The organism is Halorubrum salsamenti (assembly GCF_007671685.1).
Classification (GTDB): domain Archaea; phylum Halobacteriota; class Halobacteria; order Halobacteriales; family Haloferacaceae; genus Halorubrum; species Halorubrum salsamenti.
Genome location: NZ_VCNL01000001.1, coordinates 904,192 through 927,128 on the forward strand (window position 1 = coordinate 904,192; position 22,937 = coordinate 927,128).

20 protein-coding genes are annotated in these 22,937 nt (G+C 68.3%); 12 read left to right on the plus strand and 8 right to left on the minus strand.

Annotated elements, in window-relative coordinates; genetic code table 11:
* Positions 1 to 71 precede the first annotated feature (71 nt).
* Positions 72 to 1,829 (minus strand): tRNA uridine(34) 5-carboxymethylaminomethyl modification radical SAM/GNAT enzyme Elp3, encoded by a 1,758-nt coding sequence (locus FGL94_RS04425; protein ID WP_144921311.1) that lies wholly within the window; start codon positions 1,827 to 1,829, stop codon positions 72 to 74.
* 118 nt (positions 1,830 to 1,947) lie between these two features.
* Here FGL94_RS04425 and thiC point away from each other — a divergent pair, with 118 nt between their 5' ends.
* Positions 1,948 to 3,399, plus strand: coding sequence for a phosphomethylpyrimidine synthase ThiC (gene thiC / locus FGL94_RS04430; protein ID WP_144921313.1), 1,452 nt, complete (start codon positions 1,948 to 1,950; stop codon positions 3,397 to 3,399).
* 75 nt (positions 3,400 to 3,474) lie between these two features.
* The gene (locus tag FGL94_RS04435; RefSeq protein WP_144921315.1) at positions 3,475 to 4,998 is read left to right on the plus strand and encodes a DUF790 family protein; all 1,524 of its coding nucleotides are present in this window, start codon (positions 3,475 to 3,477) and stop codon (positions 4,996 to 4,998) included.
* Between the two features lie 354 nt (positions 4,999 to 5,352).
* Here FGL94_RS04435 and FGL94_RS04440 read toward each other — a convergent pair whose 3' ends face one another.
* The gene (locus FGL94_RS04440; protein ID WP_144921317.1) at positions 5,353 to 5,898 is read right to left on the minus strand and encodes a DUF7122 family protein; all 546 of its coding nucleotides are present in this window, start codon (positions 5,896 to 5,898) and stop codon (positions 5,353 to 5,355) included.
* The gene (locus FGL94_RS04445; protein ID WP_144921319.1) at positions 5,895 to 6,839 is read right to left on the minus strand and encodes an RsmB/NOP family class I SAM-dependent RNA methyltransferase; all 945 of its coding nucleotides are present in this window, start codon (positions 6,837 to 6,839) and stop codon (positions 5,895 to 5,897) included. The genes FGL94_RS04440 and FGL94_RS04445 overlap by 4 nt, the downstream gene beginning before the upstream one ends.
* Before the next feature lie 115 nt (positions 6,840 to 6,954).
* On the opposite strand from FGL94_RS04445, the gene FGL94_RS04450 reads away from it, so the two are divergent.
* Positions 6,955 to 7,695: a proteasome assembly chaperone family protein gene (locus FGL94_RS04450; RefSeq protein ID WP_144921322.1), complete on the plus strand. Its 741-nt coding sequence runs from the start codon at positions 6,955 to 6,957 to the stop codon at positions 7,693 to 7,695.
* A gap of 39 nt (positions 7,696 to 7,734) precedes the next feature.
* Here FGL94_RS04450 and FGL94_RS04455 read toward each other — a convergent pair whose 3' ends face one another.
* Together FGL94_RS04455 and FGL94_RS04460 are read right to left on the minus strand one after the other, a co-directional pair.
* Entirely contained in the window at positions 7,735 to 9,078 is a 1,344-nt protein-coding gene (locus FGL94_RS04455; RefSeq protein WP_144921324.1) for an isochorismate synthase, read from the minus strand.
* 99 nt (positions 9,079 to 9,177) lie between these two features.
* Positions 9,178 to 9,849 (minus strand): sulfite oxidase-like oxidoreductase, encoded by a 672-nt coding sequence (locus FGL94_RS04460; RefSeq protein ID WP_241659124.1) that lies wholly within the window; start codon positions 9,847 to 9,849, stop codon positions 9,178 to 9,180.
* Positions 9,850 to 10,084: 235 nt separating this feature from the next.
* Between FGL94_RS04460 and FGL94_RS04465 the strand changes: the two genes are divergently transcribed.
* The 3 genes from FGL94_RS04465 to FGL94_RS04475 all read left to right on the plus strand — a co-directional run bounded on the left by FGL94_RS04465 (position 10,085) and on the right by FGL94_RS04475 (position 12,865).
* On the plus strand, positions 10,085 to 10,300 hold the full coding sequence (locus FGL94_RS04465; protein ID WP_004045951.1) for a DUF7120 family protein: 216 nt from the start codon (positions 10,085 to 10,087) through the stop codon (positions 10,298 to 10,300).
* Positions 10,301 to 10,566: 266 nt separating this feature from the next.
* Complete coding sequence (locus FGL94_RS04470; RefSeq protein ID WP_004045952.1) at positions 10,567 to 10,845, plus strand: UPF0058 family protein; 279 nt, start codon at positions 10,567 to 10,569, stop codon at positions 10,843 to 10,845.
* A gap of 100 nt (positions 10,846 to 10,945) precedes the next feature.
* Positions 10,946 to 12,865, plus strand: a complete 1,920-nt coding sequence (locus tag FGL94_RS04475; protein ID WP_144921325.1) for a rhomboid family protein — start codon at positions 10,946 to 10,948, stop codon at positions 12,863 to 12,865.
* Between the two features lie 114 nt (positions 12,866 to 12,979).
* Here the strand turns inward: FGL94_RS04475 and FGL94_RS04480 are convergent, their stop codons facing one another.
* The 3 genes from FGL94_RS04480 to FGL94_RS04490 form a co-directional block, all read right to left on the minus strand.
* Positions 12,980 to 13,750: a hypothetical protein gene (locus tag FGL94_RS04480; protein ID WP_144921327.1), complete on the minus strand. Its 771-nt coding sequence runs from the start codon at positions 13,748 to 13,750 to the stop codon at positions 12,980 to 12,982.
* 200 nt (positions 13,751 to 13,950) lie between these two features.
* A complete protein-coding gene (locus tag FGL94_RS04485) occupies positions 13,951 to 14,574 on the minus strand; it encodes an METTL5 family protein (protein WP_144921329.1) in 624 nt (207 codons plus the stop codon).
* A gap of 3 nt (positions 14,575 to 14,577) precedes the next feature.
* The gene (locus FGL94_RS04490) at positions 14,578 to 14,979 is read right to left on the minus strand and encodes a hypothetical protein (protein ID WP_144921331.1); all 402 of its coding nucleotides are present in this window, start codon (positions 14,977 to 14,979) and stop codon (positions 14,578 to 14,580) included.
* A 254-nt stretch (positions 14,980 to 15,233) separates the two neighbouring features.
* On the opposite strand from FGL94_RS04490, the gene FGL94_RS04495 reads away from it, so the two are divergent.
* The 6 genes from FGL94_RS04495 (at position 15,234) to FGL94_RS04520 (ending at position 22,422) form a co-directional block, all read left to right on the plus strand.
* Positions 15,234 to 16,187, plus strand: a complete 954-nt coding sequence (locus FGL94_RS04495; RefSeq protein WP_144921332.1) for a transcription initiation factor IIB — start codon at positions 15,234 to 15,236, stop codon at positions 16,185 to 16,187.
* Between the two features lie 93 nt (positions 16,188 to 16,280).
* A complete protein-coding gene (locus FGL94_RS04500; protein ID WP_144921334.1) occupies positions 16,281 to 16,715 on the plus strand; it encodes a universal stress protein in 435 nt (144 codons plus the stop codon).
* A gap of 27 nt (positions 16,716 to 16,742) precedes the next feature.
* A complete protein-coding gene (locus FGL94_RS04505) occupies positions 16,743 to 18,821 on the plus strand; it encodes a class I adenylate-forming enzyme family protein (protein ID WP_144921446.1) in 2,079 nt (692 codons plus the stop codon).
* Between the two features lie 61 nt (positions 18,822 to 18,882).
* Positions 18,883 to 20,031: an acyl-CoA dehydrogenase family protein gene (locus tag FGL94_RS04510; RefSeq protein ID WP_144921337.1), complete on the plus strand. Its 1,149-nt coding sequence runs from the start codon at positions 18,883 to 18,885 to the stop codon at positions 20,029 to 20,031.
* A gap of 71 nt (positions 20,032 to 20,102) precedes the next feature.
* On the plus strand, positions 20,103 to 21,968 hold the full coding sequence (locus tag FGL94_RS04515) for a MutS-related protein (protein ID WP_144921339.1): 1,866 nt from the start codon (positions 20,103 to 20,105) through the stop codon (positions 21,966 to 21,968).
* Entirely contained in the window at positions 21,961 to 22,422 is a 462-nt protein-coding gene (locus tag FGL94_RS04520; RefSeq protein ID WP_144921341.1) for a hypothetical protein, read from the plus strand. The genes FGL94_RS04515 and FGL94_RS04520 overlap by 8 nt, the downstream gene beginning before the upstream one ends.
* Positions 22,423 to 22,937 lie beyond the last annotated feature (515 nt).

Consider the following 22,937-nt stretch of genomic DNA (forward strand, 5'->3'; position numbering starts at 1 on the left):
GGAGACAGCCGGCCCGGAAAAAGGCGTGTCGTTGTGCGGACGGGCGGCCGAGCGATCGCGCCCGGAGTCGCCTACAGCCGCTTCGAGACGTACGGCCCGTCCTGGTGGTAGCCGAGTTTATTCCGGTAGTACTCGCGGGCGCCGATGCCGGAGATGATCGCCATCTTGCGGTAGCCGGCGTCGCGGGCGAGTTCCTCGGCGCGTTCGAGGAGCTTCGTCCCGTACCCCCGGTGCTGCCAGTCGCCGTCGCCGCCGATGGCGACCTCGCTGCCGTACACGTGGAGTTCGCGGATCAGCGCGGCGTCCGCCAGCTCGCGCCGGATCGCGTCGTCCTCGGTACCGGGGGCGCCGGGCTGGCCGGGCGCGAAGGAGGGGAACCGCAGGCGACAGAACCCGACGAGCAGGTCGCGAACGGGGTCCTCGAAGGAGATGAAGTGTTCCGTCCCGCCGCCGGCCTCGTAGGTGGTCACGTCGAGTTCCACGTCGTCCGGGTCCGGATCGGCGTCGTTGTGGCCGACCTCGCGGGCGCGGATGTCGCGCTGGGTGATCCCCTTCTCCTCGGCCCGCTGGTCGGCGAGCTGCCGGAGGTTCGACTTCCAGACGCCGCCCTCGATGAAGTCGGCGGGGATGTCGCGCTGGACGCGCTGGAGCCGCGTGTACTTCGGGATGTGGTCCATCGCCTCCGCGACCACGTCGGCCGCCTCCTCGTTCGAGAGCGGCTCGAACGAGTCCTGCCGCCACCGGTCGTACACGCGGGTCCCCTCGACGACGAGGGTCGGGTAGATCTTGAGGTAGTCCGGCCGCCAGTCGGGGTTCTCGAACAGCTGCCGGAAGTCCTCGACACACATCTCCCGCGTCATCCCGGGCTGGCCCGGCATCATGTGGAAGCCGACCTTGAACGCGGCGTCGCGGAGCCGGCGGTTGGCGTTGCGGGAGGCCTCGTTGCCGTGCCCGCGGTGCATCTCGCGGTTGATCCGCTCGTAGGTGGTCTGGACGCCGACCTCGACTTTGGTGCCGCCCAGATCGAGCATGCGGTCGATCTGCTCGGGGTCGCACCAGTCCGGCTTCGTCTCGAAGGTAGTGCCGATGTTGCGGATCTCGTTGGTCTCGTTCTCGGCGATCACGTCCTCGAGGTACTCGAACTCGGTCTCCTCGGGAGCGGGAGCGAACGACTCCTCCTCGGCGGGCTCGGGCTCCTTCTCGAGGTCGTAGTCGTTCATCGCCTGTAAGGCGCGCTTCACGAACCACTCCTGGTAGTCGTGCGAGCGCGCGGTCATCGTCCCGCCCATCAGGATGAGCTCCACTTTGTCGACCGGGTGACCGATCTTCCGGAGCTGTTCGAGCCGGAGCGTGACCTGCCCGTACGGGTCGTAGTCGTTCTGCTCGCCCCGTGCCGCGGCGGGCTCGTGGCCCGTGTACGACTGCGCCGAGGAGAACTCCGAGGCCGGCCCGCCGGGACAGTAGAGGCACTTCCCGTGCGGGCAGAGCTTCGGCGAGGTCATGATCGCCACCGGCGAGACGCCGGAGGCGGTCCGGACCGGCTTCCGCTGAACGACCTCGATCACGTCGTCGCGGGCCTCCGTGGGCGCGTGGTCCAGAATCTCGGTGTTCTTCGGGACTTTCGGGGAGCCGAACTCCGAGCAGGCGTCGAGCTTGGCGGACTCCAGATCGTCGCGGTCGATCTCTCCCGCGAGGATCCGGTCGACGAGGTGCTCGCAGGTCCGGACGAAGGCCTCGGGCTCGGCGTCGGACTCTCCGGTGCCGGACTCCGCTCCGGCGTCGCCGCCATCGCTCTCGGCGTCCGTGTCACCTGCCGCGTCTGTACTCATTACCCTTCGATCGACGGGTTTCGGGGTTAAGCGTGTCGCACCCGCGTCCCGTAGAGCGTCGTCGAACCGTCTACCCCAGAGTATATTAACTAGTGGTATTACTAAGTAATCACTAACGATGACCCAGATCCAGCGAGCCCGAGACGGGGAGATCACGCCCGCGATGGAGCGCGTGGCAGAGCGCGAGAATCGCGACCCCGAGTTCGTCCGTCGGCAGGTCGCCGACGGGCAGGCCGTGATCCCGAACAACCACGCCCACGACGCGCTCGATCCGATGATCATCGGGAGGGAGTTCTCGACGAAGGTCAACGCCAACATCGGCAACAGCGAGGAGACCAGCGACCTCGACGCCGAGCTCCGGAAGCTCCACGCCGCCGTCCACTACGGCGCCGACACCGTCATGGACCTCTCGACGGGCGAGCGCTTGGACGAGACCCGCGCGGCGAACGTCGCGTACTCGCCGGTGCCGATCGGAACGGTCCCGATATACGAGGCGGTCAAGCGAGCGGCCGACCCCGCCGAGATCACCCACGAGCTACTGCTGGACGTGATCGAGAAACAGGCCGAACAGGGCGTCGACTACATGACGATCCACGCGGGCGTGCTGCTGGAGCACCTGCCGCTGACCGACGGCCGCAAGACCGGGATCGTCTCGCGCGGCGGCTCGATCCTCGCGCAGTGGATCGAGGAGAACGGGATGCAGAACCCGCTGTACGCGAAGTTCGAGGAGATCTGCGAGATCCTCGCGGAACACGACGTGACGGTATCGCTCGGCGACGGGCTCCGTCCCGGCTGTCTCGCCGACGCGAGCGACGAGGCGCAGTTCGCCGAGCTCGACACCCTCGGCGAACTCACCCGCGTCGCGTGGGACCACGGCGTGCAGGTGATGGTGGAGGGGCCCGGGCACGTCCCGATGGACGAGATCGCCGACAACGTCGACCGACAGCAGGAGGCGTGCGACGGCGCGCCGTTCTACGTGCTCGGCCCCCTCGTGACCGACATCGCTCCCGGCTACGACCACATCACGAGCGCGATCGGCGCGACCGAGGCGGCGCGTGCGGGCGCGGCGATGCTCTGCTACGTCACGCCGAAAGAGCACCTCGGTCTCCCCGACGCGGAGGACGTGCGAGACGGTCTCGCGGCGTATCGAATCGCGGCTCACGCCGCCGACGTCGCCAACGGGCTCCCGGGTGCGCGCGACTGGGACGACGCCCTCTCGGAGGCGCGCTACGAGTTCGACTGGGCCCGACAGTTCGACCTCGCGCTCGATCCCGAGCGCGCGCGGTCCTACCACGACCAGACGCTCCCCGGAGACAACTACAAAGAGGCCCGGTTCTGCTCGATGTGCGGCGCGGAGTTCTGCTCGATGCGCATCGACCAAGACGCGCGAGACGCGGACGGCGAGATGACGGCGATAGACGCGGAAACGGCGGCGACCGACCTCGACGCGTCCGCCGCCGCGGCGGTTAACGTGCCCCCGGTCGGCACCCACGACGCCAGCCGCGTGCCGGACGAGATCGAGATTGGCGGCGTCACGTTCACGCCGGAGACGGGGCACGCCGACGACTGATTCGCTCTCGGACACTCCTCGCGATCGCCGACCGGATCCGCCCGTTTTAGGTCGACCGGACCGTACCACGGGAGCGTGCTACGCAAGGACCTCCTGCGCGTCTCCCGCGCGGGCGGCGGCTACCGCCCGCGCTTCGCGACCCGCGAGCACCGCCCGCTCGCGGCGCGGGTGCTCGGGACCTTCGAGGCGCACGTCGGGGAGCGGCGCGGCGACCTCGACGACACGCTGGCGGCGCTGGAGGCCGACGCCGGCGACGAGCGCTCCGGCGGCGACTTCAAGCTCGTCCGGGGGCTCGCCGCCTTAGTCGAGCGCGAGTGCGCCTTCGAGACGCGAGCCCCGGTCCCGCCGCGTCGCGTCCGGCGGGCCGCGTTCGAGGCCGCGGAGGCGGTGGGCGTCGCGAGCGAGTCCGAGCGCGAGACCGCGGTCGACCGCGCCGCCGACGCGCTCGGGATCGACTCGGGAGACGTCGAGGCGTCGCTGTACGCCGACCGCGACGTCAACGAAGTCCTCGTGGACGCCGACGTGCGTTGGGACCCCGACGCCCTCCTCGAACAGTACGACCTCTCCCTGGCCCAGACCGCCCTCTTCGACGCCACCGAGGTCCGGGTGCGGTCGAACGACCCGAAGCGGATCGTCTCCGCCGTCAAGCGCCTGCGTCTGATGTACGAGCTGGAGAAGACCCCCGAGGGACGGGAGCTGGTGGTCACCGGCCCGGACGCCTTATTCTCGCGCACCCGTCGCTACGGGACCGCGTTCGCGCGACTGCTCCGGACCGTCGCGGAGTCGGCGGACTGGTCGCTAGAGGCGACGATCGACGACCGCGGCCGCGAGCGCACCATGCGCCTCTCCGACGGCGACGTGACGGTGCCGGGCGTCGAGCCGGTCGCGGAGCCCGACTTCGACAGCGGGGTCGAGGCCGACTTCGCCGGGCGGTTCCGCGGGCTCGACCTCGACTGGACCCTCGTGCGCGAGCCGGAGCCGCTCGAGACCGGAACCCGGGTGATGATCCCGGACTTCGCGTTCGACTACGACCACGCCGACTTCCGGCTGTTCTTCGAGGTGATGGGCTTTTGGACCCCCGAGTACGTCGAGAAGAAGCTCTCCCAGCTCGCCGACGTGGAGGACGTGGACCTCCTGGTCGCCGTCGACGAGAGCCTCGGCGTCGGCGAGGAGATCGCCGCGCGCGACCACCGCGTGGTGAGCTACTCGGGGACCGTCCGCGTGAAGGCGATCGTCGACGTGCTCCGCGAGTACGAGGCCGAGTTCGTCGCCGACGCGGCCGCCGAGCTTCCCGCGTCGCTCTCGCCCGACGCCGACGCGATCGGGCTCGACGACCTCGCCGCCGACCGGGGAGTCAGCGTCGAGGCGATCGAGGACAAGTCGTTCCCCGACCACGAGCGGATCGGTCGGACGCTCGTGCGGCCCGCGGTGTTGGAGGCGGCGGGCGAGGGGATCGAGGCGGGGATGGATCTGGCGGCCGCCGAGGCGGTCCTCGACGACCACGGGATCGACGACGCCAGCGCCGCGCTCTCGCGGCTCGGCTACCGAGTCGAGTGGGAGGGGCTCGGCGGCGGGACGGTGCGGGAGAAATCGGAATAGCGTATTTAAACCAGTACGGTGGCGCGTGCCGCCGAGCGCCCAGCGGGCGCGAGGGGCACGCGCGAGGGAGTCAGTCGCCGGAGCGAAGCGGAGGCGACTGACGAGGCTGGGGAGGTGTGAGGTGCTGTGCGGTCGCGGTCGGGTGAGACTCAAAGGGGCAGCCGCGAGGCGGGCACAGGCGACGTAAGCACCGCAGGGAGTGAGCGGAGCGAACGACTGAGGAGCGCAACGAGCGTGTGCCCGCCTCGCGGCTGGGGCTTTGGAGGTGGTCACCGTCGATCAGTAGCCACCCGCGTATGGCCGAGCGGGAATTAACCATTTATAAATAACAAAACGATTCATCGCCGCGGTCCGTCACTCCACGATCGGCAGGTCCGCGCGGCTCCCCTTCGGCACCACCGACCGCAATTCGTCGTAGAGGTACAGTCCGACGCCGATCGGCTCCTGCTCGCCGGCTATCTCGTGGGTCGCGATCAGGTACCCCCAGTCGCCGTTCCACTCGGGGAGGTCCTGGTCGTCGCCGGCCATAAAGGTCACAGCGCGCTCGGGATCGAGTTCGATGACGTTCTTCGTCGCGAGATCGCCGAACCGGGTGGCCGCCCGGGTCGTCGGCTTCCAGTGTTCCTGTCGCGTCCGGAGGAAAGTCATCCCGATCGCCTCCACTTCGCTGGGGTCCGTCGCCTCGCCGTTGAAGATCCAGACCTTCCCCGCGCCCTTCTCCCAGAAGCTGTACCCCTCGAAGACGCTCGGCTCGATCCCGAACCGCTCCTCCCACCAGTCGATTACCTCCTCGCGGCTCGCTCGCCCCTCGACCTCGCGGTCGGCGGGGGTTTCGGGGAGGCGGTCGAACTGCTGGCCGTCGTTGGTGGGAGCGCCGTCGGCGTTCGCATCGTCGCTCATGCGCCCACCTCCTCGTCGTCGGCCGCGGTCTCGTCGCCGCCGACACGAAGCTTCGCACAGAAGAACCCGCCCGTGTCGTTGTGGTGCGGGTAGACGCGGTGCGCGCGCCTCACCGACTCGTCGTACGTCTCCCCCTCCCACTCGGTCACGCCGGGGACCGTGTCGAGCGGGAGGTCGAACTCGACGATCTCGCAGTCCTCCGCCTCCAAGACGTGGTCGAGCACCGCCTCGTTCTCCTCGGGCGCGAACGTGCAGGTGGAGTAGACGACGGTGCCGCCGGGGCGAGTCGCCTGCACCGCGCGCGCCAGGATCCCCTTCTGGATCCCGGCGACCGCGTGGACGTGATCGAGGGTCCACTGGTCGACCACGTCCGGGTTCTTGCGGCAGGTGCCCTCACAGGAGCAGGGGGCGTCGACGAGGGCCCGGTCGAACTCGTCGAACGCGAGCGGCTTCGTCGAGAAGTTGCGCGCGTCCTGGTTCGTGACGATCGCGTTCGTGATCCCGAGGCGCTCGGCGTTGTGCCGGAGCGCGGAGAGCCGCCCGAGGTTGTTGTCGTTGGCGACGACCGTCCCCTCGTCGTCCATCGCGTCCGCGATCTGGGTGGTCTTGCTCCCGGGCGCCGCGCAGGCGTCCCAGACGCGCTCTCCGGGCTGCGGGTCGAGCGCGAGACCGGGCAAGACGGAGACCTCCTCCTGCCCGTGGGTCCAGCCGTGGACGTACGGCCAGTTCCCGCCGGGGTTGCCGTCCGGGAGTCGAAAGAGACCGTCGTGCCAGTCGACGGGGTCGTAGGCCACGCCCTCGTCGTCGAAGGCCTCGCGGACGCGGGCCGGCGAGGCCGCCATCTCGTTCACGCGGACGACCGACGGCAGCGGCCGGTCGCAGGCCGCGCGGAACGCCGCGACGTCGTCGACGAGCGGCTCGTACCGCTCTAACGGATTCATGGCGCCTCTTGCGCGCCGGGCGGTTAGTCGGTTTCGGGACGGGGGCGAGCCGGCGCCACGCGCGATCGCCTCCTCGCGCCCCACCTTTAGGTCGCTGCCCGGTGTACGCGAGCGCATGGCACGCATATCCGTACTCGACGACGAGGTGTCGCTGGACGAGCCGTCGCTGGTCGAGGGGTTTCCCGGGGTCGGCCTCGTCGGCAAGATCGCGACCGACCACATGATCGAGACCCACGAGATGGTCCACTACGCGAACGTCCACTGCGACGGGCTCCCGCGGGTGGCCGTCTACCGCGAGGACGACCGGGCGCTGACGACGCCCGTGCGGCTGTACGCCGACGAGGAGCTCGACCTCGTCGCCCTCCGCAGCGACGTACCGGTGAGCCCCGGCGCCGCGACCGAGGTCGCCGGCTGTCTGGAGAGCTGGTTCGCAGAGACCGTGACGTTCCCGATCTTCCTCTCCGGGCTCGGCCGCGAGAAGGACGAGGCGCCGCCCGACCTGTACGGCGTCGCGACCGGGAACGGCGGCGACGCGCTCTCGCGCGCGGAGGTCGAAGACCCGCCGGAGTCGGGGCTCGTCTCCGGCCCGACCGGCGCGATGCTCGCGGAGTCGCTAGAGCACGGCCGCGACGCCGTCGGGCTCATCGTCGAGTCCGACCCGCAGTTCCCCGACCCGGAGGCGGCGCGGATCCTCATCCGCGACGGCATCGATCCGATCGCCGGGACGGAGACGCCCACCGAGGGGCTCGTCGATCAGGCGGAAGAGATCCGAAACGCGAAGCAGGCGTTCGCGAAGCGGATGCAGGAGGCGACCGAGGAGAGCTCGCAGGCGGAGCCGCTGAAGATGTTCCAGTGAGGGGCGGCGGTGTTCGGCGCCCCCTCCGGGAGCGCCCCTTCAGTCCGCTCCTTCCAGCTCGTCGAGGATCGGCCGGTACTTGAGCTGGACCTCGTCCCACTCGCGGTCGGGGTCGGAGTCGGCGACGAGCCCGACGCCGGCGAAGAGTGTGGCGCGGCGGGGCGTCGTCACCGCGGACCGGATCGCGACCGCGAACGCGCCGTTGCCGGCGGCGTCGATCCACCCGACCGGCGCGGCGTACCAGCCGCGGTCGAACGGCTCCGTGTCGTGGATCGTTTCGAGCGCGCGGTCCGGCGGGAGACCGCCGACCGCGGGGGTGGGATGGAGCGCCTCGACGAGGTCGAGGACGTGGCGGTCCGCGTTCAGCTCGGCCGTGATCGGGGTGTGGAGGTGTTGGACCGTGGCGAGCCGCCGGACGCGGCGCTCGCCCGCCGAGACGGAGGCCGCGAACGGGTCCAGCTGCTCGCGGACGGTATGAGCGACGAGCTCGTGTTCGTGGACGTTCTTGGCGTCGTCGAGAAGCTCCTGCGCGAGCCACTCGTCCTCGGCCGGCGTCTCCCCGCGACCGGTCGTCCCCGCGAGCGCGTCGGTCTCGACGGTGCGGCCGCGCAGCGCGACCAGCCGCTCCGGCGTCGCGCCGAAGAAGGCGCTTCCGCTGGCGTCCGGCTCGAAGTAGTAGCGGTGGCAGTCCGGATACTTCTCCGCGAGCCGGTCCAGCGTCGCCGCCCGCGGGACTTCCGCGGCGAGGTCCGCCTCCAGCGCCTGCGCGAGCACCACCTTCTGCAGATCGCCCCCGCGGATCCGATCGACCGCGGCCTCGACGCTCTCGCGCCACGCCTCGCGGCTGGTCGTCCGGCGGGTCGCGGCGATCCCGGGCCGCGGCGGTCGGTCCTCTGCCGAGGGTCCCGCGAGCCCCGCGATCCGATCGCACTCCTCCGCGAGTCGCTCCTCGACCGCGTCGGGGCGGGCGTCGTCGCCGACCGCGTTCACCGTGAGCCACGCGCCGTTGTCCGCGAACGTGACCTGCACGCGCGGGAGGACGAACCGCGCCTCGGGGAACGGCCCCCACGGGTCGCCGTCGCAGCCGCCCTCGTGGAAGGCGAACCCGCCGAACAGCCGGGGACGGGCGGCCTCGGTCCCGGCGTGAACGTCGCCGGAGTCGAACAGGTCGTCGGCGCCGGCCCGGATCTCGGCGAACCGGTCCGGGCCGCTCGCGGTCAGGGTCGCGGCCGCGCCGCTGGCGAGCACGAGCGCGTCGTCCGGGGCGTTCCACGCCGTTCGGGGCGCCGGGAGGGCGTCGAACGCGGCCGCGAACGCGGGTGCATCGATCCCGGTCGTGCGGCTAACGAGGGTCGACGCCGGGGACGAACGCACCCGTTCCATTGATGTCGGGTCAGGTCCGGGGAACCTTTATCCTGACTATCGTGGGGACCGACAGGCCGTCGGGACGCCAAGGACGTCGTCGCCGGACCCCGAGGGAGTTCAGCTGTACCGCTCCTCGTTCCACGGGTTCGCGGTGTCGCTGTAGCCGCGCTTCTCCCAGTAGCCGAGTTCCTTCTCCGTGAGGAACTCGACGCCGGAGACCCACTTGGCCCCCTTATACGCGTACTTGTGTGGCGTGACGACCCGGATCGGACCGCCGTGGTCGGCGGGGAGGTCGCCGCCGTCGAACCCGTACGCGAACAGAACGCCCTCGCGGGCGCACTCCTCCAGCGAGAGGTTCGTCGTGTAGCCGTCGAGCGCGTGGAACAGGACGTGGTCGGCGTCGTCGCGCACGCCAGCGAGGTCGACGATCGCTCCGAACTCGACCCCGGTGAACGCGCAGTCGAACTTGCTCCAACCGGTCACGCAGTGGAAGTCCTGCCGCTGGGTCACCGACGGGAGGTCGCGAAACTCGGACAGCGAATACGCGAGCGAGTTCTCGACCGCCCCCCAGACTTCGAACTCGAACGTCTCCGGGTCCCACGCGGGCGTCCCGCTTTTCGAGAGCACCGGGAAGCGGTCGGTTTCGCGCTGTCCCGGCGGGAGTCGGTCCTCACCGTACTCGCGGTAGAGGTCCGTGAGGTCCTCGATCGCGGCGGGGTCAGCGGCGTCGGCATCGGCGGCGTCCGCGTCTGCGCGGGCGTCGGCGTCGGATGCGCCGGCTTCGGTCATGATCCCCCGTACGTCCCGGCGTCACCTATGGATGTCGCTCTCGCGACGGCGGGCGACGAACGCAGCCGGAGGAGCGCTTCGAAGACATATTGGATATACATCACGATATGGGGAATATGAAAAGAGATTTTCAAAATATAGAATTAAGATTCTAATAACTGCCGAAATGGGTTTCTAATAACCGTATCATCGACGCCATATTTATATACCCATTCCCATTACTCCCGGGCAGGAAATGCCACAAGTAGAGATAACCGTGCCGGAGCACTTAGAGATGCAGATCGCTCAGATGGTCGAGCAGGGGGAGTTCCTCAACCGCGAGGAGGCGGTCGAAGAGCTCCTGTCGACGGGCATAAAGGCGTTCAAGACGAGCGGTCCGCGAGACGACGAAGACTCCAGCGGGTTCGAGGACGAGGGCATGATGGGCCACGAAGACGAGTACGTCTTCTGAGGGGACGCTTCCGCTTCGCCTGGCTTCGATCTCCCCGTCCGACACCGGTTCGCCCCGCCGTTTTCCGGTCCGCTTCGCCCCGCCGTTTTCCGGTCCGCTTCGCCCCGCGTTTCGCCCCGGATCGTTTCCACATCGTCCCCGCGTCGTCCCCGAGTCGTTTCCGATTCGTTCCCGCGTCGTTTGGGTGGACGTGAGTCGAAACGCTACAGAACCGTGCGTATACCCCTCAACAACGCTTAAAGGGTATACGACCCGTATCAACAGGCATGCACAAAGACGAGCTTCTCGAACTCCACGAGCAGATGGTGACGATCATGGAGCACTTCCGCAACCACGAGACCGTGGACGGTTCGCTTTTCGATCCGTACGACGAGCTCGACGTCGATCCCTCCCACGTCCACAAATCGAAGAGCGAACACAAACACGCCGTGTTCGTGCTCGGTAACGCCCTCGCGAACGCGATGAGCGAAGACGAGTTCTCTCCCGCCGGCCGCGTCGGCAAGCGGATGGAGGAGCTCGCCGACGACGCGGAGAACAAAATCTGAGCCGGTAGTGGGCCGAAGCGGCGGACCCGCTCGCGGCTGACGCGACTGCGATCGAAAGTGACCCGCGAACTCTTAAGCGCTCGGCCGCTCCCTCACCCACATGGTCGCGGAGGCGCTTTCGTCCGACGCCGCCCACCTCGTCGCCGGCGGCGTCCTCGTCGCCGTCGCGCTCACGGTCGTTTATACGGCTGACCGACCGAGAGGAGCGTGGACGCGGACGCTTCGCTCCCGGTTCCTTCTCGGCGTCCCGTGGGGGACGCTCGTCGCGATCGCCGCGGTCGTCGCGGTGTACCTGTTCGTGCAGAGCGGGCTGGAAAACCCGGCCCGTCCCGTCGTGATCCCGTTCCGGTCGTGGTCGTACTTCTACCCCGAGGGAATGCTCTGGTCGGGGCTCGCGCACTCGGGGCGGGGCCACATCACCGGGAACCTCCTGTCGACGCTCGTCGCCGGCGCGCTGGCCGAGTACGCCTACGGGCACTTCCCCGGCGGCCGCGACGCCGACGGCGGGACCGGAACGGTGCGATCGGTGCTGCCGTCGGTCGGCTCGCCGCCATCGATCGAGTCGCTTTCCGGCGCGGTCGCAGCCATCTCGTTCCCCTCCCGCGCGTCGATCCGAGAGTCGCTCGCGGTCGAATCGCGCGGCCGCAGATCGCTCGCCGCGAACCCCTACGTCCGGGCGTTCGTCGTCGTTCCGGGGGCAATGCTGTCGTTCGGCGTCCTGTCGTCGCTGTTCGCACTCGGGCCGGTGATCGGCTTCTCAGGGGTAGTGTTCGCGCTGTGGGGATTCGCGCTCGTCTTCTACCCGATCAGAACGATCGCCGCGCTCACGGGGGCAACGCTGGTGAACGTGACCTACCGGGCGCTCCGGAACCCGGTCGTCGTCTCGGAGGCGAGCGGGTCGTACGGCGCGCCGAACTGGGCGAACATCGCGATACAGGGGCACGCGATCGGGCTGATCGCCGGGACCCTCGCCGCGGTGTGGCTCGTCCGACGGCGGCGGCGGAGCGCGGAGAGCGCGGGCGGCGCAGAGAACGCGGGCGGTGCGGAGAGAGCGGGCGGCGCGGAGAGCACGGGGACCGGGCGGATCGACCCGCAGTCGCGGACGACCGCGCTCGTCGCGTTCGGCGCGGTCCTGCTGTTCGGTGCGTCTCGACGGCTCTGGGCCGTCTACTGGTACCTCGGGAACGAGCAGTACGAGATGTACCGCGCGATCGGGCTCGGCCTGCTAGCGGTCCTCGCGGCGATCGTCGCGCTCGCGGTCGCCGGCCGCGACGATCCGATCCGTCCAGACTCCGCCGTTCCGGAGCCGGAGACGGTCAGAGAGGGCGTCCGGTCCGTGACGCCCGCTGCCGTCGGTCTCCTGTTACTCGTTTCGGCGCTGGCGGTCGTGGCCGGGCCGGGGATCGCCCCGAACCTCGTCGCCGTCGACGACGACGACCTCCCGGGCGACCCGATCGAGGTCGAGGGGTATCAGGTGACGTACGCCGAGAACGTGGAGAACCGGGTGGTGAGCGTCGTCGACGTGGAGGCGTTCGGCCTGTCGACGAGCGTCAACACCTCCGGGGTGATCGTGGCGAACGCCGACCGGGAGATCTGGACCACGGCGGTCTCGAAGGGGAACCTCGCCTTCTGGGGGTACCGCGCGATCGACGTGGGCGGAACCGGGTGGCGCGAGACCGTCTGGGTCCAGCGCGTCGGCTGGGTGGCGGCGAACGGCGGGCCGACCTATCGGGTCGACGCGGTGCGCGACGAGACGCGCTCGACGCTGTTCACGAGCGATCCGGCGCGGGCGGAGCCCCGGATAGACGGTCGGAACGTCACCGTGGCCGCCGTCGACGGGGGGTTCGAACTGCGGGTCGAAAGCGACGGAGGGAACGAAACGGCCCCGCTTCCGGCGACGAACGAGTCGGTGACGCTGCGAGGAGTCACGCTCGTCCGAGAGAGCGACGCGGTGTTCGCGGAGCGCGGGGAGACGCGGGTGCGGATCGCGGAGCGAGAGACGTACGAGGGGCGCCAGTGAGGTGACGGGGTGCTGTGGAAACCCACTTTTTCAGACAGGTTATCGACTGAAACAGCCGGTCGATGAAGGGTGCGTATTGACTGATCCAAGTGGAGATCAACTCGTCATTCACATTTACTCTGGGAGACGACATTCAACCACTGTTCCATCCCGAGGTGATTCGTTTTCCCCGGAGGTTCGCCGAATAACGTACTCTGTGACATAATATTGGACAGGTGTCCAGGGGTAGTCAGCGACAGAACCACCGTGTGGATATATAACGAGCAGGACAGGTGTCCCATTGACATCAAAATATGCTCCTGTCCGAGAGTCATTGGGTGAAGCATCTGGTGGAAGGTTTTCAATCAATTGTCTGTAGTGATCCGTAGAAGAGGTAATATATTCTTCATAGCCCGTATCTGCGGCTGATTTTAATACTTCTTGGAGTTTCTGGTCTTCAATCTCATCTATATCTATTCTGGATGTATCTTTTGGGATGCCATCAGAATCAACTTTGGATGCCTCTAAATCCAGGGTCATTTCAGTGTATACTGATCCACTATAACTGACCGTTACGTGAAATCCATCGGCAACCTTCTCTGGATCTTGATTCAACCGCGTACTGAAATCACCAGATTTGAATCGTAATTGAGCATATTTTTCAACCTGATATGCTTCTTCGTAAGCTGTAACAAACTCACCCACGGCCTCGTATCGTGTAACGAATCCTCTCACAGAGCGTATATATATATCTCGTGGCCACGGAACATCAAGGTCAAGAGATGTGGGGCACTGATCCGGTAGTTCGTCTTCACTTGGTGGTTCCGAGTCATCAGAGGTTATACAGCCAGCAAGGCCTACACTGGTGAGAGTCGCCAGTACCGCACGGCGGGTATGGGAAGTCACTAACTGAAGAAACTCAGGAATTGGTAAGTGTCTTGTTCAAAGATTACCAAGAATCCCCGACACTGGGTACCATACAACCTACACCGAGTGATTCGTGAGTCCTCTGTACTGACCAAAATCGGGCCGAGGTGGGTCACCAGCCCAGTATTTAAATGAATTCAACGAGCGAAAACCGCGCCGGCGACCCCGAACGCGCGTCGTCAGGCCCACTCGATCCGGTACACTTCGGTGTCGATCTCGCGGGCGGCGTCGGTGTGGTGGTCGAACTGCGCCTCGATCGCGAAGTCGGCGGCGAACGCGTGGGTGACCTCGCCGCCGTTGTCGGCCGCGAACGCCTCGACGAACTCGCGGCTGCCGGCGTTGTGGACCGAGTAGGAGACCGCCGCGACGCGGCTCGCGGCCGCGAGGAACCCGCGATCGGCGTTCCGGTTCCCGTCCTGCGCGCCGAACGGCGGGTTCATCACGACGGTCACCGGGTCGGGTACGTCGAGCGGGAGCCGCGTCGCGTCGCCCTGGAGCCAGTGGACGGGCGCGCTCGCGGCGACCCGTCGCTCGTTCTCGGTCGCCGTCGAGAGCGCGCGACGGTCGATTTCGATCCCGAACACACGCGCGGGACCCCGGAGGGCGGCCGCCAGCGCGAGCATCCCCGTCCCGGTGCCGAGATCGAGGACGGTCCGGCCGTCGATGTCGCCGTGGAGATCCGCGAGGTGGACGACGTGCGCCGCCAGATCGGGGGGTGTCGGGTACTGTTCGAGGGCGGCGCTGGGGGCTTCGAAGCCGGCGACGACGCCGAGCTTGGTCGCGAGCGAACGCTTCGACGCCATCCGTCAGGCGGCGGCCGATCCGTCGTCGACGCGGACGAGTTCGACGCCCTCGCGGCGCGCGCGCTCGGCGAGCGCCGACAGCGCCGGCTCGGCCGCGTCCCGGTCGGCCACCTCGTCGAGCCGGATCTCTATCCGGCCGGCGCCGAGGAACGACGCGGCGCGGACGAACTCGCGGAGCCGGTCGGCCTCGCGCTGGGTGGCGAGGGTGTCGCCGCCGTCGAACCGGGCCGCGACGGAGAGGGTCGCGGGCTGGTAGCCGCGGGCGGAGAACTCGGCCTTGAGGTCGCGGAGGTGTTCGGGGGCAGTGCTTTCGAGGTCGGCGGCGTCGACGACGATGGGGTCAATTTCGGCCGGGCGACAGCCGCGGAGCGTCGCTTCGATCCCGTCGGACTGCGTCGTGCTCATACATCCCTATATGCATTAGTAATACAAAAGGTTTGTCAAATGTTTAGTAGTAATACACCACCAGTCACGTTTCGTGTTTATTCTGACGCCACGCCGGACCGAATTCCGCGGTGTGGCGGAAGGAGATTGAAACTCGAACTCGCCGTACAGGGCCCGAACGGCCGTTTTGATCGCAGTACTGCGGATCGAGGCGACGGGACCGATCCGTGAGCTCGGACAAAGGTTTAAATGCGGGAGTAACCAGAAACCTTATAATGGAACGTCCGAGCCGCCAGCGCCAACAGGAGCGGGAGACTGAGCAAGAGTCGGACGAGGAAGCGGTTTCCTGTCCAGAATGCGATTCGACCGAAATTGTCACCGACGCCGACCAAGAGCTCGTCTGCGAGGACTGCGGCCTGGTGCTGGACGAACGGAACATCGACCGCGGGCCGGAGTGGCGCGCGTTCAACCACTCGGAGCGGCAGTCGAAGTCGCGCGTCGGCGCCCCCATCACCGAGACGATGCACGACAAGGGGCTGACGACGACGATCGACTGGAAGGACAAGGACGCGTACGGGCGGTCGCTCTCCTCGGAGAAGCGGTCGCAGATGCACCGGCTGCGCAAGTGGCAGGAGCGGATCCGGACGAAGGACGCGGGCGAGCGCAACCTCCAGTTCGCGCTCTCGGAGATCGACCGCATGGCGAGCGCGCTGGGCGTCCCCCGATCGGTACGCGAGGTCGCCTCGGTCATCTATCGCCGCGCGCTCAACGAGGACCTGATCCGCGGGCGCTCGATCGAGGGCGTCTCCACCGCCGCCCTCTACGCCGCCTGCCGGCAGGAGGGGATTCCCCGATCGCTCGACGAGGTCGCCGACGTGTCGCGCGTCCCGCAAAAGGAGATCGGGCGCACGTATCGCTACATCTCCCAAGAGCTCGGATTGGAGCTGAAGCCCGTCGACCCGAAGCAGTTCGTTCCGCGGTTCGCGTCCTCGCTGGAGCTCAGCGAGGAGGTCCAGTCGAAGGCGACGGAGATCATCGACGTCTCCGCCGAGCAGGGACTCCTCTCCGGGAAGTCGCCCACGGGGTTCGCCGCCGCCGCCATCTACGCCGCGTCGCTCCTGTGTAACGAGAAGAAGACCCAGCGCGAGGTCGCCGACGTCGCGCAGGTCACCGAGGTCACCATCCGAAACCGGTATCAAGAGCAGATCGAAGCGATGGGTTTCCGCTAGGACCGCGATCGGAGCCCCCATCGGAAGAGCGGCGCGTCTGACGCCCCGCCGTGATCGGGTTTTTAATCGATACCGGCCGTAGCCTGCGACGAGATGTACTCCCAGATTCTCGTGCCGACCGACGGTAGTCCGGCGTCGGACGCCGCGATCGAGCACGCGATCGATCTCGCCCGACACTACGACGCCCGCCTTCACGCCCTCTACGTCGTCGACGGCGCGGCGTACTCGACGCTCGAAGCGGGCGCCGATATCGTCGTCGAAGCGCTCGAATCCGAGGGGAAAGAGGCCACGAACCGCGTCGCCGACGCCGCCACGGAGGCGGGCGTCGACTGCGAGACGACGATCGCCACGGGCACCGCGTACCAGTCGATCCGCGACTACGCCGACGAGAACGGCATCGACGTGATCGTGATGGGAACCCACGGCCGGAAGGGGCTCGACCGCTACCTGCTCGGCAGCGTCACGGAGCGGGTCGTCCGAACCTCCGACGTGCCGGTACTGACGGTGCGTCAGCCCGCCGATGAGTAGACGACGCCCGCAGATCCGGTGACGACGATGCGCGACTGGCTCTCACACCGCGTCGTCTCCTCGCCGGACCACACCGCGCTGATCCGGGCCGAGGACGGAGAGGCGTGGACCTACACCGACCTCGACCGGCTCGTCTCCGAGACCGCCGGCCGGCTCGTCGCTCACGGCATCGAGGCGGACGACAGGCTGGGCGTGCTCACGCCGCCGTACGTCGGCACGGTGGGGCTCGTCCACGCCGCGATGCGGATCGGGGCGACGTTGGTCCCGCTGGGGCAGGAACTCACCGAGCGGGAGCTCGCCGAGCGCGTCGGGCGAGCCGATCTCGATGCAGTTGTGTGCGCGGAGCCGACGGAGGGAGCCGCGCTGGGCGCCGTCGACGAATGCGATGTCGCCGCCGACGTTCCGGTGCTCTCCGTCGACGATCCTGGAGCAGAGGATGTCACGGCGGTACACGGCGTCGATCCGGAGCCGGTCGATCCGCCGGAGTGGATGGACTCGGACGTCCTCTGTATCCTGTTCACCTCGGGGACGACGGGCGATCCCAAACCGGTGCCGCTCACCGCGGGCAACATCTACAGCTCGGCGGTCGCCTCCGCGTTCCGGCTCGGCGTCGAGCACGGGGACCGGTGGCTCGTGTCGCTATCGCTCCACCACATGGGCGGGCTCGCCCCGGTGTACCGCTCCGTGCTGTACGGGACGACCCTGGTTCTCCGCGAGGGGTTCGACCCGGGCGGCACCGCCGACGACATCGACACCTACGACGTGACCGGCATCTCGCTGGTCCCGACGATGCTCCAGCGGATGCTCGACAGGCGGGGAACCCTCTCGGACACGCTCCGCGTGGTGTTGCTCGGCGGGGCGCCGGCCCCGGACGAACTGATCGAGCGCTGTCGCGACTACTCGGTCCCGGTGTATCCGACTTACGGGATGACCGAGTCGGCCTCCCAGATCACGACCGCGACGCCCCGACAGACGAGGGACCGACTCGGCACCGTCGGCCGACCCCTGTTCGGTACCGACGTGACGGTCGTCGACGAGGACGGGACACCGGTCGAACCCGGGGAGGCCGGCGAGATCGTCATTGACGGCCCGACGGTGACTCCGGGATACATTGACGGCACATCGGAGGGCCCCGATAGCGCGCTCGACCGGTCATCGTTCGGCCCGCACGGTCTCCACACCGGCGACGTGGGTCGCTTCGACGACGAGGGGTCCCTCTACGTGCTCAACCGGCTCGACGACCGGATCATCACCGGCGGCGAGAACGTCGAACCCGGCGAAGTGGTCGACGTGCTCCGGGAGTTCCCCGCGATCGATGACGCCGCCGTGGTCGGGATCGATGACGACGTGTGGGGCGAGCGCGTCTCCGCGCTGCTGGCAGTCGGCGACCGGTTTCGAGACGACGCGACGGTCGGAGACGAGAGCGACGCCGGGGGTGGGGACGAGGCCGGTGCAGCCGATAGCGGTGCACACGACGGAGCGGCGAGCGGCGATGCGGCAGACGGCGGAGATGGAGACGACGACGGACCGACCGAGAGCGATGTGCCCCCGCTCGTGGACGAGGAGCGGCTCGTCTCGTTCGCCCGAGATCGGCTCGCAGGATTCAAGATCCCGAAGTCGGTCGCGTACGCCGACGATCTCCCCCGCACGCTGTCGGGGACCGTCGACCGGGAAGCGGTGCGTCAGATCCTCCGCGAGCGCGGACACGACCCCCGGAGCGACGCCGATCTGGAGACGGCCGGGTTCGAGCCGGCCGAACCGACCGAACCGGACGAGTCAGATGAACCGACCGAACCGGATGAGTCAACCGAAGCGACCGAAGCGACCGAAGCGATCGATTCGGATGAGCCGTCGACAGCGGGATCACCGTCGAACGGCCGAGACGAAAAAGCAGCCGGGGAATCCACCGACAGCGAAATCACCGACGACGGCGGTGAGAGTGACGCCGGCGGTGAGGGGGATGCCGAAAGCGACGAGACGGCGGCCAAGCGCGACGCCGATGGAACGCCGAAGCGCGACGACGGCGACGACGCAACGAACGACGACGGCGACGACACAACGAACGACGACGGCGACGACACAATGAACGACACCGACAGCGAATAAACGGTCCCGACGTTCTCCGTTGTTCCACGGACGTTTTGGCCACCGAGTTCGCAGTTAAGACATGGATCTGCTCGACGATAGCGTCGTTCCGGAGCACGCACGCGACGTGAAGGCCGAAGCCCGTGAGTTCGCCGACGAGTACATCGCACCGAACGCCGAGGCGTACTACGAGTCGGGCGAGTACCCCTGGGAGATACTCGAGGCGGGGATGGACGCCGGGCTCGTCGCGCAGGACATCGGCGAGGAGTACGGCGGGAAGGGGTACGACCTCGCGCAGGTGCTCGCGATCGCAGAGGAGTTCTACCGCGCCGACGCCGGCATCGCGCTCACCCTCCAGCTCGCGAGCTTCGGCTGCGAGATGGTCGAGCAGTACGGCACCGACGAACAGAAGGAGGAGTACCTCCGCCCGGTGGCGGGGAACGACCAGATTTCGGGGCTGGCCGTCTCCGAACCGGAGACCGGCTCCGACCTCGCGGGGATGACGACGAAGGCCGAGAAGGTCGAGGGGGGGTACGAACTCACCGGAGAGAAGTACTGGGTCGGCAACGCGGTCGAGGCCGACTGGCTCACCGTCTACGCCAAGACGGGCGACGGTGAGGACCGCTACTCCAACTACACGCTGTTCATCGTCGAGACCGATTCCGACGGGTACGAAGCGGAGCACATCCCGGAGAAGATGGGGATGCGCGCCTCCAAGCAGGGCCACATCGTCTTCGAGGACTGCTTCGTCCCCGAGGAGAACGTCGTCGGCAGCGAGGGCGGCGGCTTCTACGTGCTCGCCGACTTCTTCAACCACGGCCGCGTCGTCGTCGGCGGCCACGGGCTCGGGCTCGCCGCCGCCGCCATCGAGGAGGCGGAGGAGTTCGTCCACGGGCGCAACGCCTTCGGGCGCACCGTCAACGAGTTCCAGGCGGTTCAACACACCCTCTCGGACATGCGGATCGGCTTCGAGTCGGCGCGGGCGCTCAACTGGCGCGCCTGCGAGAAGGTCGCGGACAACGAGGACGCCGGCTACTGGGCCGCCTTGGCGAAGACCAAATCGACCGAGGTCGCGACCGACTGCGCCGAGAAGGGGATGAAGCTCCACGGCGGGCGCTCGATCCTCACCGACCGCCGGATCGCCCGGGTCTACCGCGACGTGCGCATCCCGGTGATCTACGAGGGAGCCAACGACATCCAGCGGAACCTGATCTACCGGCAGTCGCGGTGAGCTGAGAGAGCGTCGGTCCGAGCGATGCGCCTCGACGAAAACGCCAAGACGCCGGGGGGACAGTACCGCGTATGCGACTGGAGGACTACTGGGGGATCGGCCCGAAGACGAGCGAGCGGCTCGCGGAGTCGCTCGGGACCGAACGGGCGGTCGAGGCGATCGAAGCGGCCGACGTGCGGGCGCTCGTCGACGCCGGGCTCCACCGCGGGCGAGCCACCCGGATCCTCCGCCGGGCCAACGGCGAGGCCGGCATGGACGTCCTCGCGACCGGCGACACGCGCTCGGTGTACGACGACCTCCTCGCGCTGGCGGCGAGCCACGCGCTGACCGCCCACGCCGCCGACCGGATCCGAGTGCTGACGCCGCTCACCGACCGAGACGCGGTCGAATCTCGTCTCGACGACGTGGTCGCCGCCCGCGACGCGTGGGCGTCGCTCGACGACGGCGAGCGCGAGCGTGTGACCGAGGCGTTCGACGACTACGACGACGCCGACGGCTCGGACCTGGCGGCCGTCGAGACCGCCGTCGCGCTGCGCGAGGTCGGCCTCACGGAGGCCCCCTTCGAGGACATCGGGACGCTGGACGGGGAGAGCCTGCGCGACGCCGCCGACGCCCTCGCCGACGTGCGAGGCGCGATCGATCCGACGGGCGCCGGCGGCGACGGCGAGATCGAGATCGCGCGCGGCGCGGACGACGAGTTGGACCGGCGGCGCGACCAGCTCGACGCCGCCGAGGAGCTGGCCAACTCCGCGTTCGACGTACTCGACGCCGTCCGAGACGGCTCCCTGCGCGACTTCGAGGCGCTGGAGGCCGCGACGATCGACCACGTCGCGAGCGAGACCGGCGTCGACCCGGCGACCGTGCGATCGGTCGCGCCGGACGACGCGCTCGACGCCGCCGACTTCGTCTCCGCCACGCTCCGCGATCTGGTGGCGGAGCTAGAGGAGGCGGTCGCGGAGCGCGAGGAGACCGTCGCCGCCGACATCCGGGAGCGGATCGGCGGGATGCGAGGCGGGAGCGGAGCGGAGGACGGGGGAGACGGTGGCGACGGCGAAGGCGACGAAGAAGGCGGCGCCGGCACCGTCGCCGGCTCGGTCTCGGCCGTCTCCGACGCCGCGTTCCTGCTGTCGCTCGCGCGGTTCGCGGTCGCGTTCGACCTGACTCGCCCGACCTTCGTCGACGACGGCGTGGCCGTGCGCAACGCCCGCAACCTCTTCATCGACGGCGAGGTCCAGCCGGTGTCGTACGCGATCGGAACCCACTCGCTGACGGGGGATCTCGGCGTCGCAAACGCCGAGGCGCCACCGACCGGCGACCGCGTGAGCGTCCTCACGGGCGCGAACTCGGGCGGGAAGACCACCCTGTTGGAGACGGTGTGTGCGGTGGCGCTTTTGGCGTCGATGGGGCTCCCGGTGCCGGCAGAGGAGGCGGAAGTCGGCGCGTTCGACCGGATCGTGTTCCACCGGCGGCACGCCTCCTTCAACGCCGGCGTGCTGGAGTCGACGCTGAAGTCGGTGGTCCCGCCGCTGGTCGAAGACGGCCGGACTCTGATGCTCGTCGACGAGTTCGAGGCGATCACGGAGCCGGGGCGGGCGGCTGACCTGCTGAACGGGCTCGTGACGCTCACCGTGGATCGGGGCGCGCTCGGGGTGTACGTCACGCACCTCGCAGAGGACCTGAGCCCGCTTCCCGACGCCGCCCGGATCGACGGGATCTTCGCGGAAGGGCTCACGAACGAGTTGGAGCTGCGCGTCGACTACCAGCCGCGCTTCGGGACGGTCGGGAAGTCGACGCCGGAGTTCATCGTCTCGCGTCTCGTCGCGAACGCGAAAGACCGCGGCGTCCGCGCCGGGTTCGAACACCTCGCCGGCGCGGTCGGCGAGGAGGCCGTCCAGCGCACCCTCTCGGACGCGGAGTGGTCGGCGAGCGATGACTGACGGTGACCCGCCACCGTCCGGCGCTCCCGACCGGATCCGGTCGATCGCGGTCCACCGGGGCGACGTGGCGACCGCGCTGGAAGCGGCCCTTCGGAGCGACCGCGAGGTCGTGCTCCGCGTGACGCCGCCCTTCTCGGGGCGGATGCGCGCCCGACTGCACAGCCTCGGAGCGGGGACGGTCGGAGAGCCGGACGCGGGTGAGGAGAGAAGCTCCGACGACCCCGCCCCGATACACGTCGACCCCCGCGACCTCGTCTCGGACGTGCCCCCGTACCCGGAGGTCGACGAGACGATGACCGATCACCCGGACGCCGACGTGGAGACCCGCCGGAAGCGACACACCGAGGCCGTCGAGTCGTGGCGAGAGACGGTTCGGGAGTCGGTGGTCGACCGCGTCGAACTCGACATCGGTAACGAGCGGGCCGTCGAAGTCGACGTGGCCGCACTCGGATGAGTGCCCTCCGATCGTTGACAACGGATCTACCGCATTTCCGGCGGAATCCGTCGACTCGCCGTGGTCAGTACGGCAACAGCGCCGAGTGATAGCGGGAGTGGGTATTGCAGTTCGGTGGTATCGATTTAGTTATTTAAATAGACCTGAGCCACGGCATCGATCGCTTATAAACGAGGGTTGCGGTTGGCGCGCGCCTGCGAGCGGCCGCCCCCGGCGGCCGCGAGTCAGCGCGTGCGAGGGACGCGGTGAGCGCTCGGAGAGCGCGAACCGCGAGGCTGGGGAGGCGTGAGGTGCGGTTGCGGTGCTGTACGGGTGGGATTCAAAGGGGCAGCCGGCGAGGCGGGCGCAGGTGACGTAAGCACTGCAGGGAGCGAGCAGCACGAGCGACCGAAGCGCGCAGCGAGCGTGCGCCCGCCTCGCCGGCTGGGGCTTTGGAAGTCTTCACCGCAAAGCCGTCGATCCCTTATAAACAGCCGACAGCAACACCACAATCCGACTTATAAACGGCTACTCTC